The sequence below is a fragment of the Amphritea atlantica genome (assembly GCF_018860855.1).
GTDB classification, from domain to species: Bacteria; Pseudomonadota; Gammaproteobacteria; order Pseudomonadales; family Balneatricaceae; genus Amphritea; species Amphritea atlantica_A.
Window position 1 is genome coordinate 1 of record NZ_JAHKQE010000022.1, and the last position, 16,040, is coordinate 16,040.

The window sequence follows — 16,040 nt, forward strand, 5'->3', positions numbered from 1 at the left end:
CCTTGCTGAGGTAACTCAGGTATTAGCCGGCGCGGCGGCCTGTGTTTCCGTTGATACCGGTTTATCCCATATGGCGGCAGCCCTTGATCGACCTAATGTGATCCTCTTTGGCCCTACCGACCCAGGGCTTGTTGGCGGCTATGGTAAAGATCAAATCTGCCTCGAAGCGTCTCAACAACAGCCGAGCGGTCGAGTGGTTGAACCCGCTGTGTTTGCCGATCTTACGCCTGATATTGTGTGGCAGACGCTGACCTCACACTGTTTTCACCCTGAGGATTAGCCTGTGTCCTGCTCTGTGTATTTCGTCTCTACTCTGTTGCATCTGTTTACCGCGACCGCCATTGCTGGAGAACGTAAACATGAAACAGCGGTTCTGGTGTTCATCGATCAGCCCGAAGGTGCAACGCCGCAAATTGTGACACTAGTTGAACAATGGAAACTCTCTCCTTTTGCCGAACAACACCTGTTTTTTGGCCGTTTGAAAGGGGGGCTGAATAAGCTTAAAAAACGACGTCGTCTTTTTCATAATCTTAAAGGGCTGATTGAACGTTTAGCGCCGGATCATATTTTTGTCGGGAACGATCGTCGTATTGAATTTCAGTACGCCATGCATATCGCCAGTTCAAACGCTAAGACGGTAACTGGTCATTATATGGATGAGGGGACCTTCACCTATGTTGGCCGAGAAGCCTCTAGTGGAGTGGGTGATGTGGTTGTGGATAACTTGCTGAAAAAGCTGTTCTACGGTGCTTGGTGGAAAAACCCTGCAACGGTAGGAGCTTCCGGTTGGATAAACGAGATCCATGTAGCGTTTCCGACGCTCATTGATGCGCGTTTGCGCGCTAAAACAGTTCATTGTCTTTCTGCGGCGAGTTTTCAATCGGCTTCCTTGAAGCAACTTTCGCAGATGATGTTGCAAGTGAATGGTGTTACTAAAGAACAGATTTATGGGCTCGATGTATTAATCACGCTTCCGCATGAGTCGCTGTTTGAAAAAAATCCTGACTATCGTGATAAAATCTTGGCATTGATCGCCGGATTAGAGGGGGCTGTTGCGGTTAAATATCACCCCCGCAATAGCGGTGAAGATGCGCTTAATCTGCAGCCTTTAGGCATCCAGCTGTTACCATCATCGATTAGTTATGAAGCGATTCTGCCTTTATTAAATAGTGATGTGACGGTGGTGGGTGATGTTTCCTCAACCCTGTTGTTAACTAGGTGGTTGAGGCCGGAGGTTAAGACTATTTCTTATCGAAACGGCACAGAAAACAAAAATTTCGAGCAACTGTTTAGTAATCTTGGTATTCAGGTGCTTTAATCCGCGAGGCGGTACTGAGGAAAAACGATGAAGCTGGCTATGAATTATCTTATCAAGAATGAGGCCGGTATTATTCTTGATAATATTAAAGTGCACTCGAAGCTGGGTGCTGATTGCTTTGTTATCATCGATAACGGCTCTACTGATAATACCCGTGAACTGTTAGATTCTGTTAAAGACCAATATGAAATGATAATTATTGACCGGCCATTGCTTGATTACCAGCAGAGTAATTGGAAAACAGAGATGGCTAAAACGGCGGCTAAGCAGCTAGGTGCTGATTGGAGTATTGCCAATGATGCTGATGAGTTCTGGATTCCGAAAGATGGTAATTTGAAAACAGAAATGACTAAAGGTGGGTCGATATTAGCCTGCCCTCGCCACAATATGCTTTATGATCGAGAAGCTTTTGATGCTGAAGCGCCTTACTATACCCAAACGAACCGCGTTCAGTATCCTATTGACTACCCAAAGGGTATTCAATGCTCAGAGCCTCACTTGTCGATAATGATGGGGCAGATCCATGGAAAAGTTGCTGTGCGATCTGCGGGTTTACTGAGAGTTAAAGGTGGAAATCACCGTGCTTGGCATGCCTGGGGGTGGTTGAATGAAAAACAGTCTGAAAATATTAGTGTGTACCATTACCCTATCCGCTCAAAGGCGAAATTCATTCAAAATATTGAAAATCGAAAAGCGTTACTCGAGGCCGGTATAACAAAAATGGGCGATCACTATCGCCGTTGGGTGGCGATAATGACTGATGGTGATTTTGACCAAGAGTTAGAAAGGTTAGTGCTTAATACCGATTATAAGAAGGTTTTGAAGAATATCGGTGTTATAACGGAAGATGTGAAAGCGTGCGAAGTAATTAGTCATATATTAAAAAATTAATATAAATTGAATTATTGTATTAGGATTAATAATGCGATTAGTCATGACCCTGTTAGTAAAAAATGAAGTTGATATTATTGAAAAAAATATCCGATTTCATCACAGCCAAGGTGTTGATGCCTTTTGCATCATGGATAATGGTTCGACTGACGGTACACAGGATATTATCGCTAAGCTGCAAAAGGAATTTGAGATTTTTCTTGAAATTAATCTTGAGAAATATAATCAGGGTCCATGGATGACTTATTTGGCTAAAAAGTCTCGTCAACTATTCAATGCTGATCTTATTATTAGTAATGATGCAGATGAATTCTGGGTTGCATCAACAGGTAATCTTAAAAATCATCTAAGTCCTAGTGACAGTATTGTTACGGTGCCACGGTATAATTTTTTACAATCTATTGACGATATGTCTAGCAAAGTATGCTTCAGCAAAAGTCTTTACAAGGTTGTAAGCCCTATTCTCTACTCTAAAGAGCAACAGGAGAGTAAGGCCGAATTGGCGCTGCTTCTTGCAAAAATAAGTCCTAAAGTGATTGTTAACCCGAACGGGCTTTTGAAAATAAAAGGTGGGAACCATCGTGCAAAGCATCTAAAGTTCTGGGGTCATAGAGAGTGTAATGATATAGAGGTTCATCATTATCCAATTAGAAACTACAGTCAGTTTGAAAACAATATAATTAACCGTAAAAAATTACTTGATAGTAGCTCAAATGTTCGCATGGGGTTTCATTACAAACGATGGGTAAGGTTGTATGAGTCTGGATTACTTGAAGATGAGTTTAAAAAAATGTCATTTGATCAGGCATCTATGTCATTCTTGATTGATCTTGGAGTTGTAGAGCTTGCTTCTGAGTCATTGTATTCTAAATTGCAAAGGATTTAGTTGATTTATGATTTTATTCTTTGTTAATAATCGTGCGTCTGAAAAATATTTTAGTATCTTAAAAGAACATTTGCTGTCAGAGAAAGAGTCGGCGGAGGTGTTTAGGGATAGTTTATTTCGGTGGCCGGACTTACATGCCTTACGTGAGATGCCTTTAAACTTAATAAAAGAAAAAATAAATATTGAGGTTGCGAAAGCACGTCGCTTGAAAACGATATATTTTTGGCTGCTTTTTGTTAAATCATGCTGGCTTTATTTATGCGATGTTCGCACAATTAAGCAGAAGAGCCCTTCGTCGGTTGTTGTTTGGAATGGACTTATGCTCAGAAGGGCTTTGTTTGTTATGGCTGCACAACGGTTTGATATAAAAACGATTTTTATTGAAAATGGGCTGTTACCAGAGACAACGGTTGTTGATGGTCAAGGGATTAACTTTAAGAACTCAGTCCCTCGATCAGTAAGTTTTTATAAAGAGTACCAAGAGAAAATTCCGACGGAGTTACCTAAAAAGCTTGTGCCTAGGGCCGCAAAAACACAAAAAACGGTGTCAGGTCGACCTCTTCCTGATCGTTACGTTTTTGTACCATTTCAGGTTGATACTGATTCGCAGATTCTGCTTTTTTCACCTTGGATTACTTCCATGGAACACCTTTTTAATGTGATTATGTCCATTGGGCGGACTGACGCTAATGTGAAATTTGTGTTCAAAGAACACCCCTCTAGCCCTGTTGATTATCGTTATTTGCATTCTGAAATTGATCCTGAAGTAGGTTTTTTTGCAAATGAATACAGCACTCAGGAATTAATTGAAAAGTCTGACGCTGTTATTACCATAAACTCAACGGTTGGAATTGAAAGTTTGTTATTGAATAAAAAAGTTATCTGTTTAGGAGATGCCTTTTATAATATAGAAGGTATTACCTTAAAGGCAGAATCAGCATCAGAACTTAAGCATATAATCAGTAGTATCGATAATATAGACTTAGATAGAGAAATTGTCTGCAATTTTCTTCGGTATTTAAAAGGAGAGTATCTAGTTAAAGGGAGTTGGAGATCGCCCTCACCGGAACATTTAGATCACATGATGTCAAGAATTCTACAAATTAAACGCAGTACTGACGTTAGTTAGGGGATGTTTGAGAAATTTTGATTTTTTCATCCGAATAAGAATGATTCTGTACCAGTTTTAGAGTTTTTCTTAGCTGCTTAAATTCTGTGCCAGATAAGTTCTAGCTCTATAGGTCTGTGTGCTTATTCAGTGATCATCAAAATGATTTTTTCACCTTCAATATTCATATTAATAATGGTGTGAATCGCTTTGCTGACATGCGGCTTTTAATTTTACTTAGTAATGGATAGTGTCGAGCTAGGCGATAGGATAAATAGCATCTAAATCGCACTTTCGCCAACCTTTAAACTAGAGTAATCGCTTATCCATTACAGGATTTGGTGCTATTGGAAAGAGTTATACCATATATATCTCTCGATCAAGTTTTGTGGGAGGTTAAAGAAATTGTACAGAGTTCTGAAAACTGCCAATTATAATTTTTAAGAATTTTTTTTGTTATTTATTATCGGTTGATATAATTCATCATAATATCTTTTTGATATCTTACTCCATGAGTTTTTTTCTGCAAGTTTTCGGCCATAGATAGATAGTTTATTTCGGAGAGCTGGATCGTTAATTATTTTTTCACACAGGTTGTGAAGGCTTTCCTTGTCTCCGTTATTGCTAATCAATGCTGTTTCATTATGAGTGAAAAGGTCTGGAACCATACCTACTGAACTTGTGACGAGAGGGATCCCGCTGGAAGGCGCTTCTAGAGCGGCTTTGGGGCCTCCTTCTATTCTAGAGGCGATGAGGTATAAATCTAATGCATTGTAGAAAGGGGCTACATCATCTGCATAATCTAAATATCCTGTATGATAAAATTTCACCTCAGATTTTAATAATCTATTTTTAACATATCCTCGGGCAGGGCCACTTAAAAGTACGAATATATTATAACTTTCATTAAGCTTTTCTATTACATCGCAGAAAATATCTGGTCCTTTTTCTAGTTTTGGTCTTTCTCCGTCATCCCATCCATAACTATCTTTTTGAAATGAACCAATAACAAAAGCATCATCAGGTATTCCGATTTTTTTACGGAATTTTACTTTTTCTTCATTAGGGATCGGTTTGAAAATATCTATATCAACACCTAAAGGTATTATGTGCATTTTGTCTTTTGATGCTCCATTTCTGATAAGAATTTCTGCAGTGGATGAACACGATGTATGCCAAAATGCTAAGCCTTTGTCTAGTTTTGGCACTAATGCGAGCCTTTTGTCGTTATCTAAAACATGAAACCAGGTAAGTCCACATTGTGCCTCTTTCGATGGCCAGCGAATTTTTTTTCTATATAGAGCATTAGTAACGCCTCCTATATGTAATATTCCATGTTTAATTCCATGATGGCTAGTTGTTATCTTTCCAATCTGGTTAGGCAAGAACTTCATTAAGCACTCTCCATCATGTCTTGTCGACCACACAGTATCATTTACAAGATAACGTACTTTTTTATCTGAAAGTTTGTTTGATTGACCTATTTTTATATCGCGGATGAAATTGTTATATCTATTGATCATGCGCTTTATGATTTTTTTCATTTATATGGCTCTAGTCAGATTTTATTGTGTGGGGAGGTATTAATTTTCATATAGTTTTTTTTGCCGCTTATTTGCGTCTTAAAGCGTTTATGGACCCACATATATTGAGAAGGTGCTTTACGAATCCCCTCTTCGATCGACTGGTTGACGAGAATCGCATCCTGTTCTTCCGATCCAGAGGGGAAACCTTCAACGTTATGACACTCTACAATATAGCCTGAGTTATCTGGTTTTCGTCTGCAATCGAATCTGATTAGCGGTGAATTATTCAAAGCATGCATTTTGGTTGTGGCAATAGTGGTAGCGGCTTGGTGACCAAAAAAGGGGACAAAAACCGCACCTTTACGGCCTAAATCCTGATCCGGGGCATACCAGATGCAGTGATTATTGCGCAAGGCGCGTAGTACTTGGCGGGTTTTTTTTCGTTCGATGGGAAAGCCGAATCGCTGTCTTCCACGGACAAAGAACCACTCCAGCATCGGGTTGTCATGCTTTCTATATAGCGTGCTGCAGGGCTTGCCGTGTAATGAAAATAGCAGACCTGCGAGATCTAAACAGGAGTAGTGCCAACCCAGCAAGATAATCCCATTGCCTTTGGCTAGTTGCTGATCTAACAGATCAAAATTTACAAACTCTGTGCGTTGGCGAAAAAAATTTTCGTCTTTCCAGTACGCCCAGCCGGTCTCGATAAGCCCTATCGCGTTGTTTTCGAAGACCTCTTTTACGCGCTGCTGTTGCTCTTGCGGCGATAGTTCTGGGAAGCAGAGCTGAATATTAACCGTGGTGATATGTCGACGTTGTTTCATTAAACGGTATAGAACTCGGCCTAGGTGCTTGCCGATCGATAAGCCCCAGCGGTAAGGAAGGGCAGAAATCAGGCGCAGTAGTGCGATACCAAGCCATATTGGCCAATATTTAGGTGCAATAAAATCTGCCCAGCATGCTTCTTTGTTGCCCACAATTAATCCAGATACTGTAAAATCCAGCAATTATAATATTCGTGCTCAAGGAACACTAGCATCAAGTCAGATCTACTTTGTTGGTTTGGGGGTTGATGGCTTTTGTTTCGGGGGTGGTAGTGAATCAATAAGAGTTTTCTTCTTTGTGAAAAAAGATAACAGCGTACAGGTTTATCTACGCCTGCTGCAGTATGTCAAAAAGTATTGGGCGCCCTTTCTACTCAGTGTGGTCGGTTTTGCTGTTTATGCTGGCTCTCAAACGGCTGCGGCAAAGTGGCTTGAGGCGTTTGTCGACACCGTTGGTTCAGGACAGTTGGATAACCGCGGAGTACTGGCGTTGGCGGTGTTAGGAATCTTCTTTATTCGGGGCTTAGGCACCTTCTTAGGCAACTATGGCCTGTCCTATGTCGCCCGGTTTGTGGTGCATGATTTACGCACCGATCTGTTCAAACATCTGTTGCTCTTACCCAGTAGTTATTTTCATCAGCACTCCAGCGGTGAGCTGTTGGCTAAGTTGACCTACAACGTTGAGCAGGTGACGGGGGCGGCAACCAATGCGCTTAAAGTGGCGATCCGTGAAGGGTTTACGGTGCTTGGCTTGTTTGGCTATATGCTCTACCTCAATTGGAAATTAACCCTATTGTTTTTGGTGATCGGGCCCGTGGTTGGGGTCGTGGTGGGTTTTGCTGCCCGCCGTATGCGTGGTATTAGCGGACATGTACAGAAGAGCGTGGGGGATATTACCTCGTCGGCGTCCGAAGCGATCAAAGGCTATCAGGTTGTACGGATCTTTGGTGCTACTGATCTCGAAATTGACCGTTTTACGAAAGTCAGTCAGCAGAATCGTCGCCAAGTGATGAAAATGGTGGTGACTCAGTCAGTCACTACGCCGGTAGTGCAGATGATGGTGGCGGGTGTCATTGCGCTAATGACCTTTTTGGCGATGGACCCTGAGTTGATCAAAGAGATGTCCACGGGGCAGTTTATTGCCTTTATCTCCGCGGCCGCATTGATGGCAAAACCGGTGCGTTCATTAACTGAGATCAGCAGTATGGTACAGCAAGGGTTGGCGGCATCTGAAAGTGTTTTTGAAGTCGTCGATACCCCGCCAGAAAAAGATACCGGATTACATGATCCTGATAGTGTTAAGGGTGCACTGGAAATAAGAGGTCTAGGGTTTAGTTACGAAGCCGATGGCCAGAAAGTACTGGACAATATCAACCTGAATATCCAACCGGGTGAAACCATTGCCTTGGTAGGCAAGTCGGGCAGTGGCAAGTCGACTCTGGCGGGTTTATTGCCGCGCTTTTATGATGTTACTGAGGGGGAAATCCTCCTCGATGGGCAAAATATACAAGAGTATAAATTGACCAGTTTACGGCGTCAGATCGCGCTAGTGAATCAGCAGGTGATTTTGTTTAATGGCACCATCGCCGAAAATATTGCTTATGGCAGCATGGCTGGCTGCTCCCGAGAGATGATCGAAGCGGCAGCAGAAGCGGCCCACGTGGCGGAGTTTGTGCAGCACCTGCCGGACGGCTTGGATACCATGGTCGGCGAGAACGGTGTGTTACTCTCCGGTGGTCAGCGACAGCGGATTGCGATTGCCCGAGCGATTCTTAAAGATGCGCCGATTTTAATTCTCGATGAAGCAACTTCAGCGCTGGATACCGAATCTGAACGTCATATTCAGGATGCCTTGGAAAATGTGATGCAGGGGCGGACCACCTTGATGATCGCTCACCGCTTGTCGACTATTGAGAATGCTGACCGTATTTTGGTGATGGAGGCAGGCCGGATTGTCGAGCAAGGCTCGCATGCCGAGTTATTGCAGCAACAAGGTATCTATGCCAATTTACACCGGTTACAGTTTTCTGAAGCCGCCGTTATCACCGATACAGATTTAGAACAATCTTCCGATCAGGAGCCCACACAATGAAACTGGTAATGCCCCCTTTAAATAAAGCACAGGTGTTGGTGGTGGGCGATCTGATGTTGGATCGCTATTGGCACGGGCCAACATCGCGTATCTCTCCAGAAGCGCCGGTCCCTGTGGTGAAAGTCGATCAACGGGAGGATCGTCCCGGTGGCGCGGCCAACGTGGCGTTGAATATCACCGCCCTCGGTGGTGGTGTGTCATTAGTAGGCATTGTGGGTGAGGATGAAGCTGGGCAGGCATTACAGCAGCAGCTAGAGTCGGCGCGGGTGAATTGCCAGTTCTGTCATAGCCAGCAAGAGCCTACGATCACTAAACTGCGGGTGCTGAGTCGCCATCAACAATTGATTCGGCTGGATTTTGAAGAGCGTTTTAGTGCCGATCATGGAGCGCTAGTACAGCAGCAGGTCGAGGCATTGTTAGGGAACGTCGGCGTGTTGGTATTATCCGATTACGATAAGGGCACACTCAGTGATCCTCAAAGCCTGATCCATGCCGCCCGCAAGGCCGGTGTGCCGGTGCTGGTCGATCCTAAGGGAACCGATTTTGAACGCTACCGTGGGGCGACATTGTTGACGCCGAATATGGGAGAGTTCGAAGCCGTGGTTGGTGCCTGTCAATCGGAGCAGGAATTGGTGGAAAAGGCTCAGTTGTTAGTACAACAGCTTGGGCTAGAGGCCATACTGGTGACGCGCAGTGAGAAAGGTATGACCCTGATTAAACCGGGCCAGAATGAAGTCCATTTTCCCGCCCATGCCCGTGAAGTGTTTGATGTTACCGGTGCGGGCGATACGGTGATCTCTACATTGGCGACCGCGCTGGCGGCCGGTGAAAGCCTTGAGATCGCTACCGGTTTGGCCAATATTGCCGCGGCTATTGTAGTGGGTAAGTTGGGAACGGCGGCGATCAGCGGGCCGGAACTGCGGCGGGCTGTAAATCAGGCGCAGGGCTCCGAACGGGGTGTGGTGACCGACGAACAACTATTAATCGCGTTGGAAGATGCCCGAGCGGCCGGTGAAAAGATCGTATTCACCAATGGTTGTTTTGATATCTTGCATGCTGGGCATGTAGGCTATCTTGAGCAGGCAAGGGCTCAGGGCGATCGGCTGGTATTAGCGATTAACGATGATGAGTCGGTGCGACGATTGAAGGGCGAAGGTCGGCCAATTAATCCGGTGGAGCGGCGCAAGGCCGTGTTAGCCGGGCTTGAAGCCGTGGATTGGGTGGTTAGTTTTGCTGAAGATACTCCCGAGCGTTTACTGGAGCAGGTTCGCCCAGAGATCCTGGTGAAGGGCGGCGACTATGGTCTTGATGGAGTGGTCGGTGGCGAGTTTGTGCGCAGCTATGGCGGTGAGGTGAAAGTATTGTCCTTCCTCGATAACTGTTCCACCACGGCGATCGTTGAGAAGATTCAAGGCCACTAAACTAACACTGTGCCCTGTCTTGTTTGCTTAAACTAAACGGTGTGGCGGGCTAGGCAGTCAGCCACGGCGCCGACATTAGCCCGCAGATGATCTGGATTGATAGTGCCGATAATGGCACTGCTTACGCCGGGGTGTCCTAGCACTAAATCAAAGCTGGCGCGCACTGGGTCTGTTGTTAGCCCTTGAGTGATATGCCCTGAGGCCAGTGCTTTTTTGATAAAAATCCCTTTTTGTTGTGCTAAGGCATAGTCGATAACCGGCAACTCTTCTTGCTGATTTAAGTTGTAAGTAATCATCGCGATATCCGACTGTTTTAGGGTTTCAATCCCTCCCTCGACGGTTTTGGTCGACATTCCCCCCGCGCGAATCTTGCCTTCAGCTTTGAGTTGTTCAAGCTGTTGCAGTACGCCGTCCTGCTGAATAAGTTTCAGATCGTTGCCGTCAGAATGCACTAACAGGATATCGATCACATCGGTGTTGAGTCGTTGTAGGCTACGCTCGACGCTGAAACGGATATGTTCGGGGCTAAAGTCAAAGTGTGACTGGCCTGTATGCGGGTCAAATTCCTCCCCCACCTTGCTGCAGATGAGCCAATCATGACGCTGATTTTTTAATAGTTTACCCAGCCGTATCTCGCTATTGCCGTAAGCCGGGGCAGTATCCAGCAGATTGATGCCCAGCGCTTTGCTGATATCCAGCAGATAACGTGCGGCAGTGTCATCGGGAATCGTAAACTGATCTGGATATTTAACGCCTTTATCACGCCCGAGCTTGACCGTGCCAAGGCCGATTGGGCTGACCTGTAAGTCGGTGCCGGCAATCTGTCTAAGGCTTAGCAAAATAGTGTCTCCCAGACCGGTTGTGCGATAGCGGGACGGGGTAGTTGAGCAAGTATGGCTGTATCGGCGCAGTACTGAGGGCTAATCTGTTGCTGGTTCAGCATGGCAAGAATCTGATCGGCAAGATCGGGGGCCAGAGCCAGCTTAGTGGGCCAGCTGATAATGCAGTTTTCTCTTGCTTGGGCAAAAGCAGAGTCGGGCCGAGTGAGGGATGACTGCTTGGGTTCCGCCCGGTTAATATGAAAACTAGCCCAGCGAGGGTTCTTCAACGCTATCCACGGGAGTAGTTCTGCGATCAGCTTCTCGGCTTTTTGAATCTGTTGTGCCGCTGGCAGGTTAACCCCGGTTTCCGCGAGATCTCCTCCGAGATACCATACCTGCTCACCATTGTTTGTCGGGTGTGTGGTGATAGTGACCACTGGCTTACTGCCGCTGCTGATGCAGTGGGCAAAGGTGGGCAGCGGGCTTTGATGACGTACCATCACCATGTGTAACGGTCGGCGCTGCATCTGCGGTTGGTCAAGCTGTAGTTGCTGCAGGAGCGCCTCGGTGCCCTCACCGGCGGTGGTGATATAGCGTTGGGCTTCGATACGTAGCTGTGGCAGTTGGAGTGCTTGGATGCCGCTATCTGTCGAGTCAAACTGAATATCCTCGGCCGCGACTTTGATAATACGTTGCAACAGTGGTTTTGCCAGCGCGTCGATGACCGATGGTACATCCAGCACAATTTCATTTAGCTTATAGAGGTTGCCGCGAAATTTAGGGTTATTGAAGACCAGCGGGCGTTTATCGGCGCTGATGGTTTCCACTCGACCTTTTAGAGCCTTGCTGGCAAAGAAGGTGGTCATTTTTGAACCTAAGGAAGCTTTAGACCACATATAATGGGCTTCGGAGAGAATTTTGGCAGCACTCAGATCCAGTTCTCCTTGTCCTTCAATGCAGGCGCGCCAACGGGAGGGCATATCGGCAATACTGCTGGAGGCTTGGGTCAGCACGCCATTGAGCGCATATTTTGTACCGCCATGAATAATACCTTGAGAGCGAACCGACTGGGCGCCGCCGAGGTCGCCGGTTTCTAGCAATAATGCGTCAAATCCCTGTTGCTGGGCGCGGTTGAGTAGCCACAGGCCAGCGATACCGCCCCCCAAAATGACCAGATCTGTCTTTATCGTTTGCATGAAGTATTCCGCCGGTTAACAGCGGTCATTATACCTTCGGTATCACGGGCTGATAATGCTAAACTGATCTTTTATGTTTGGAATTCGTTTATCTCCATGGCCCGATTGTTATATTCGCTATTATTTTACTGCCTGACGCCGCTTATCTTGCTGAAGCTGTGGCGGCGTGGACGTCAGAGTCCGGCTTATCGTCGTCGCTGGGGTGAACGGTTTGGCTTTGTGCCCCGTTGCATTGGTGAGCGGCCGATCTGGATCCATGCGGTGTCCTTTGGCGAAACCATGGCGATTATTCCGCTGGTTGAAAAACTGCTGGCGGAGAATCCACAGATACCGGTTTTTATCACCAGCATGACGCCCACCGGTAGGGAGTGTGTCACGACTCATTTCGGCGATCGGGTCGGCCATGCATATTGCCCCTATGATCTGCCCGGTGCGCTGAGTCGCTTTCATCGTCGCATCCAACCCCGCAGTTGCGTGATTGTCGAAACCGAACTCTGGCCCAATCTTATCCACAGCTGTGCAAAACGTCATGTGCCGGTGTTGGTGACCAATGCGCGCTTATCGGCGCGTTCGGCGGCGGGTTATCAGCGCTTTAAATGGCTAACTAAGCCGATGCTGCAAGAGGTCAGCGCGATTGCGGTGCAAAATCAGGCCGATAGTGCGCGTTTTATGGCACTGGGCGTTGCCGATAAGGCATTACAGGTGACCGGCAGTATTAAGTTTGATATCGCTGTGCCGGAGCATATGGATGAGGCGGAAACACTACGGGCTGCTTGGGGAGCTGATCGACCGGTAATCATTGGTGCTAGCACCCATGAGGATGAAGAGGCTCAGTTGCTCGAGGTTTTTGCCAACCTACAGTCCCGTTATCATAATCTGTTATTAATTTTGGTGCCCCGACATCCCGAGCGCTTTACGACGATCTATGATCAGAGTGTTAAGGCGGGTTTTCGCACCTGTCGGCGCAGCGTGTCGGCGCCTAGTGCGGATTGCGAGGTCTATTTGGGCGATACCATGGGCGAGTTAATGATGCTCTATAGTGCCGCCGATATCGTATTTGTCGGTGGTAGTTTGATCGAGCGAGGCGGCCATAATCCACTGGAACCTGCCGTGTTAGCTAAGCCGGTGCTGATGGGGCCGCATGTGTATAACTTCCAGCATATCGTTGCGACTATGGAGCAAGAGTTAGCGCTTCAGGTAGTTAACGACGCGCAAGGGTTGCAACAGGTGTTGGCCGAACTGCTGGATCACCCGGAACATGCCCGAGCGATGGGGGTGCGAGGGCGCAACTATATTGATGCTAATCGTGGGGCACTGGATCAGCAATTGGCCTTGCTTAAGCAACAAGCGGGGATTCAGTGAGCGGCCACGTTTAAATCATAGTCCGCTTTCTGCTAGGCTTCGTTTAAGCAGCTTTCGTTTGGCTATGTTGAGCTGATGTCGTGTCAACAAGCTCAGCCTAATCGGTACTGAGTAGTCTATCCATCTCTTCACAGAGCCAGTGGCCGACAAAGATATGGGCTTCCTGAATTCTTGCCGTTTCGCTGCTAGGCGCTTTGATTAGATGATCCGCAATGGTGTCTAATTGGCCACCACTCTCGCCGGTCCAAGCCCAGCAAGTGGCACCGATTTTTTGTGCCGCTTCGATAGCGTTGATCACATTCGCGCTATTGCCGGAGGTGGACAGGCCAATGACCAAGTCCTTGGGTTGACAGAGGGCTTCGATCTGCCGAGTAAACACCGAATCGAAACTGTAGTCATTTGAATGGGCGGTCAGTATTGAACTATCGACCGTGAGCGCGATAGCGGGCAGCGCGCGCCGTTCCGCTTTATAGCGCACCACAAACTCGGCCGCTAGATGCTGACTGTCGGCGGCACTGCCACCGTTACCCATAAACAGTAGTTTACCGCCCGCGGTGAAGGTTGCCGCGACTTGATCAGCGAGGGTTTGCATATCGGCTTGGATTTCCGGCATGCGGTTAAACGTTTGCATATGACGTTGCAGCGCGCTTTCAAATGACATGATTTAGATCCTTACAGGTCGAAGCTGAATTGTTCGCCAGCTTGTTCTGAGAAAATAGCGGTGAGCACATCATTCAGCAGTGCGCCGTCACTGTCGCGGGCCCAGGTTTCACCATTGAAGTCGAAGTGGAAACCACCGCTGCGGGCGGCCAGCCAGAGCTGTTTAACCGGGGTTTGGCGGGTGAAAATGACTTGGGTTTTGTTTTCACAGACAACCGTGAGCACGCCGCCGTTATTCATAAAATCGATATCGGTTTCCGCCGTATCTAAAACCTCTTCAATCTGTTCGAGGGTGTCATCAACTTTCTGGCTAAATTCAGATTCGTTCACAGTGTTGTACTCTTAGGCGAAATTTATCATTAGGACAGAGTATATAGCAGTTCGTTCAGGTACTCATCAAGGCAACAGCGCTGTATAATCGGACGATTAACTTATGATCAGGAATATACACCGTGAAAGCCTGTTGGATAGCCATTTTTTTCAGTGCCCTGTTAATTGCAGGTTGTGGTCAGAAAGGTGATCTTTATCTGCCTGATCAAGCGCCCAAACAGGCGCAACAGTAACGGCAATTACGTTACTTCAGTCACAGTCCCATCATCAGGGAGTTATGACTGCGGTTATAACGCTGTTAAAACAGGCTCAGCACTGCTGAGCAGTAACCCTATTTAATGCAGATAGTAGACAATGGATAATTTTCAATACCTGAACGGCCATCTATGTGCCGAAGAAGTCCTGGTAAGCCGCATTGCCGAACAGTATGGGACACCCACTTACATCTATTCTCGGGATGCGCTGGAACGTGCCTATTTGGATTATGCACAAGCGCTGGAAGGGCGCGATGCATTGGTCTGCTATGCGGTTAAGGCAAACGCGAATATTGGCGTACTCAATGTGCTGGCCCGCCTAGGTGCCGGCTTTGATATTGTTTCGCTCGGTGAATTAGAGCGGGTCATTAAAGCTGGTGGCGATCCTAAAAAAGTCGTTTTTTCGGGGGTCGCGAAACGTGAAGATGAAATGCGTCGTGCATTAGAGCTGGGTATCCACTGCTTTAACGTCGAGTCTGAAGCGGAGTTGGATCGGCTGAATAAGGTCGCTAGCGAGCTGGATAAAGTCGCTGCGATCTCGTTACGGGTTAATCCCGATGTGGATGCCGGTACGCACCCGTATATCTCCACAGGTCTGAAGGATAATAAATTTGGTGTGGCCATCGATGATGCCGCACGGATTTATGCCTATGCCCATAGCCTGAGCCATCTTGATGTGCAGGGTGTTGATTGCCATATCGGCTCACAGCTAACTGAAATTGCGCCGTTCCTCGACGCCTTAGACCGTTTACTGCTGTTGATTGATAACCTTGCCGAGCAAGGCATTACCATTAAACACCTCGATTTGGGTGGCGGCTTGGGTGTTTGCTACACCGATGAAGTGCCACCAACCCCTCAGGCTTATATTGCGGCGGTGATTGATAAGCTGGGTGACCGGCCCCTGAAGTTGATTTTTGAGCCGGGTCGTTCAATTGCGGCCAATGCAGGTATTCTGATCACCCGAGTCGAGTTTTTGAAATGCACCGAGCACAAAAACTTTGCCATTATCGATGGCGCGATGAATGATTTGATCCGCCCAGCGCTTTACAGCGCTTATATGGATATTATTCCCGTTGATGTGCGTGAGGAAGGCGAAGCCCGTCGGTTTGATCTGGTTGGACCGGTCTGCGAATCGGGGGATTTTCTGGGTAAAGATCGCGCCTTAAATATTGAAGCCGGTGATCTGCTGGCGGTTTGCTCCGCCGGTGCGTATGGTTTTGGTATGAGCTCAAACTACAACACCCGTAACCGGGCCGCCGAAGTGATGGTCGATGATAATCAGGTTCACCTGATTCGTAAGCGTGAAACGATTGCTGATCAGCTTCGCGGTGAAGCGGTTTTACCGGGCTAA

At 46.9% G+C, this 16,040-nt stretch carries 16 protein-coding genes; 10 read left to right on the forward strand and 6 right to left on the reverse strand.

Annotated features, from left to right (window positions below; all coding sequences use genetic code 11):
* The 5 genes from KO512_RS09165 to KO512_RS09185 all read left to right on the forward strand — a co-directional run.
* A partial coding sequence (locus KO512_RS09165; protein WP_289847226.1) for a glycosyltransferase family 9 protein occupies positions 1-280 on the forward strand: 280 nt, incomplete at its 5' end.
* Positions 281-283: 3 nt separating this feature from the next.
* Positions 284-1,318 (forward strand): alpha-2,8-polysialyltransferase family protein, encoded by a 1,035-nt coding sequence (locus KO512_RS09170; RefSeq protein WP_215952045.1) that lies wholly within the window; start codon positions 284-286, stop codon positions 1,316-1,318.
* Between the two features lie 27 nt (positions 1,319-1,345).
* Positions 1,346-2,209, forward strand: a complete 864-nt coding sequence (locus tag KO512_RS09175; RefSeq protein WP_215952046.1) for a glycosyltransferase family 2 protein — start codon at positions 1,346-1,348, stop codon at positions 2,207-2,209.
* A 31-nt stretch (positions 2,210-2,240) separates the two neighbouring features.
* Positions 2,241-3,095, forward strand: a complete 855-nt coding sequence (locus tag KO512_RS09180) for a glycosyltransferase family 2 protein (protein WP_215952047.1) — start codon at positions 2,241-2,243, stop codon at positions 3,093-3,095.
* A 7-nt stretch (positions 3,096-3,102) separates the two neighbouring features.
* Entirely contained in the window at positions 3,103-4,224 is a 1,122-nt protein-coding gene (locus tag KO512_RS09185; RefSeq protein ID WP_215952048.1) for a capsular polysaccharide export protein, LipB/KpsS family, read from the forward strand.
* 419 nt (positions 4,225-4,643) lie between these two features.
* Here the strand turns inward: KO512_RS09185 and KO512_RS09190 are convergent, their stop codons facing one another.
* On the reverse strand, positions 4,644-5,747 hold the full coding sequence (locus tag KO512_RS09190) for a glycosyltransferase family 4 protein (RefSeq protein ID WP_215952049.1): 1,104 nt from the start codon (positions 5,745-5,747) through the stop codon (positions 4,644-4,646).
* Between the two features lie 14 nt (positions 5,748-5,761).
* Positions 5,762-6,706 carry an LpxL/LpxP family Kdo(2)-lipid IV(A) lauroyl/palmitoleoyl acyltransferase gene (gene lpxL, locus KO512_RS09195; protein WP_215952050.1) on the reverse strand — a complete coding sequence of 315 codons (945 nt, stop codon included), beginning with the start codon at positions 6,704-6,706 and terminating at the stop codon, positions 5,762-5,764.
* 145 nt (positions 6,707-6,851) lie between these two features.
* On the opposite strand from lpxL, the gene msbA reads away from it, so the two are divergent.
* Together msbA and hldE are read left to right on the forward strand one after the other, a co-directional pair.
* Complete coding sequence (gene msbA, locus KO512_RS09200) at positions 6,852-8,645, forward strand: lipid A export permease/ATP-binding protein MsbA (protein WP_215952051.1); 1,794 nt, start codon at positions 6,852-6,854, stop codon at positions 8,643-8,645.
* Positions 8,642-10,066: a bifunctional D-glycero-beta-D-manno-heptose-7-phosphate kinase/D-glycero-beta-D-manno-heptose 1-phosphate adenylyltransferase HldE gene (hldE, locus tag KO512_RS09205; RefSeq protein WP_215952052.1), complete on the forward strand. Its 1,425-nt coding sequence runs from the start codon at positions 8,642-8,644 to the stop codon at positions 10,064-10,066. The genes msbA and hldE overlap by 4 nt, the downstream gene beginning before the upstream one ends.
* Positions 10,067-10,098: 32 nt before the next feature.
* On the opposite strand, the gene KO512_RS09210 is transcribed toward hldE, so the two are convergent.
* Together KO512_RS09210 and KO512_RS09215 are read right to left on the reverse strand one after the other, a co-directional pair.
* Positions 10,099-10,905 (reverse strand): aldo/keto reductase, encoded by an 807-nt coding sequence (locus KO512_RS09210; protein WP_215952053.1) that lies wholly within the window; start codon positions 10,903-10,905, stop codon positions 10,099-10,101.
* Entirely contained in the window at positions 10,899-12,083 is a 1,185-nt protein-coding gene (locus KO512_RS09215) for an FAD-dependent oxidoreductase (RefSeq protein WP_215952054.1), read from the reverse strand. Before KO512_RS09215 ends, KO512_RS09210 begins: the two co-directional genes overlap by 7 nt.
* A 96-nt stretch (positions 12,084-12,179) precedes the next feature.
* Between KO512_RS09215 and waaA the strand changes: the two genes are divergently transcribed.
* Complete coding sequence (waaA, locus tag KO512_RS09220; RefSeq protein WP_215952055.1) at positions 12,180-13,445, forward strand: lipid IV(A) 3-deoxy-D-manno-octulosonic acid transferase; 1,266 nt, start codon at positions 12,180-12,182, stop codon at positions 13,443-13,445.
* 97 nt (positions 13,446-13,542) lie between these two features.
* Here the strand turns inward: waaA and KO512_RS09225 are convergent, their stop codons facing one another.
* Positions 13,543-14,106: a D-sedoheptulose-7-phosphate isomerase gene (locus tag KO512_RS09225; protein WP_215952056.1), complete on the reverse strand. Its 564-nt coding sequence runs from the start codon at positions 14,104-14,106 to the stop codon at positions 13,543-13,545.
* Between the two features lie 11 nt (positions 14,107-14,117).
* Entirely contained in the window at positions 14,118-14,435 is a 318-nt protein-coding gene (cyaY, locus tag KO512_RS09230; RefSeq protein ID WP_215952057.1) for an iron donor protein CyaY, read from the reverse strand.
* A 122-nt stretch (positions 14,436-14,557) separates the two neighbouring features.
* On the opposite strand from cyaY, the gene lptM reads away from it, so the two are divergent.
* Together lptM and lysA are read left to right on the forward strand one after the other, a co-directional pair.
* Complete coding sequence (gene lptM / locus KO512_RS09235; protein WP_215952058.1) at positions 14,558-14,668, forward strand: LPS translocon maturation chaperone LptM; 111 nt, start codon at positions 14,558-14,560, stop codon at positions 14,666-14,668.
* A 121-nt stretch (positions 14,669-14,789) separates the two neighbouring features.
* The gene (lysA, locus tag KO512_RS09240; RefSeq protein ID WP_215952059.1) at positions 14,790-16,040 is read left to right on the forward strand and encodes a diaminopimelate decarboxylase; all 1,251 of its coding nucleotides are present in this window, start codon (positions 14,790-14,792) and stop codon (positions 16,038-16,040) included.

Bases quoted from the DNA above. Each gene is read 5' to 3' on its own strand.
- KO512_RS09175 (WP_215952046.1), top strand. From the start codon at position 1,346: ATGAAGCTGGCTATGAATTATCTTATCAAGAATGAGGCCGGTATTATT.
- hldE (WP_215952052.1), top strand. From the start codon at position 8,642: ATGAAACTGGTAATGCCCCCTTTAAATAAAGCACAGGTGTTGGTGGTG.
- waaA (WP_215952055.1), top strand. From the start codon at position 12,180: ATGGCCCGATTGTTATATTCGCTATTATTTTACTGCCTGACGCCGCTT.
- KO512_RS09225 (WP_215952056.1), bottom strand. From the start codon at position 14,106: ATGTCATTTGAAAGCGCGCTGCAACGTCATATGCAAACGTTTAACCGC.
- lysA (WP_215952059.1), top strand. From the start codon at position 14,790: ATGGATAATTTTCAATACCTGAACGGCCATCTATGTGCCGAAGAAGTC.
- KO512_RS09215 (WP_215952054.1), bottom strand. From the start codon at position 12,083: ATGCAAACGATAAAGACAGATCTGGTCATTTTGGGGGGCGGTATCGCT.
- KO512_RS09180 (WP_215952047.1), top strand. From the start codon at position 2,241: ATGCGATTAGTCATGACCCTGTTAGTAAAAAATGAAGTTGATATTATT.
- KO512_RS09185 (WP_215952048.1), top strand. From the start codon at position 3,103: ATGATTTTATTCTTTGTTAATAATCGTGCGTCTGAAAAATATTTTAGT.
- KO512_RS09190 (WP_215952049.1), bottom strand. From the start codon at position 5,747: ATGAAAAAAATCATAAAGCGCATGATCAATAGATATAACAATTTCATC.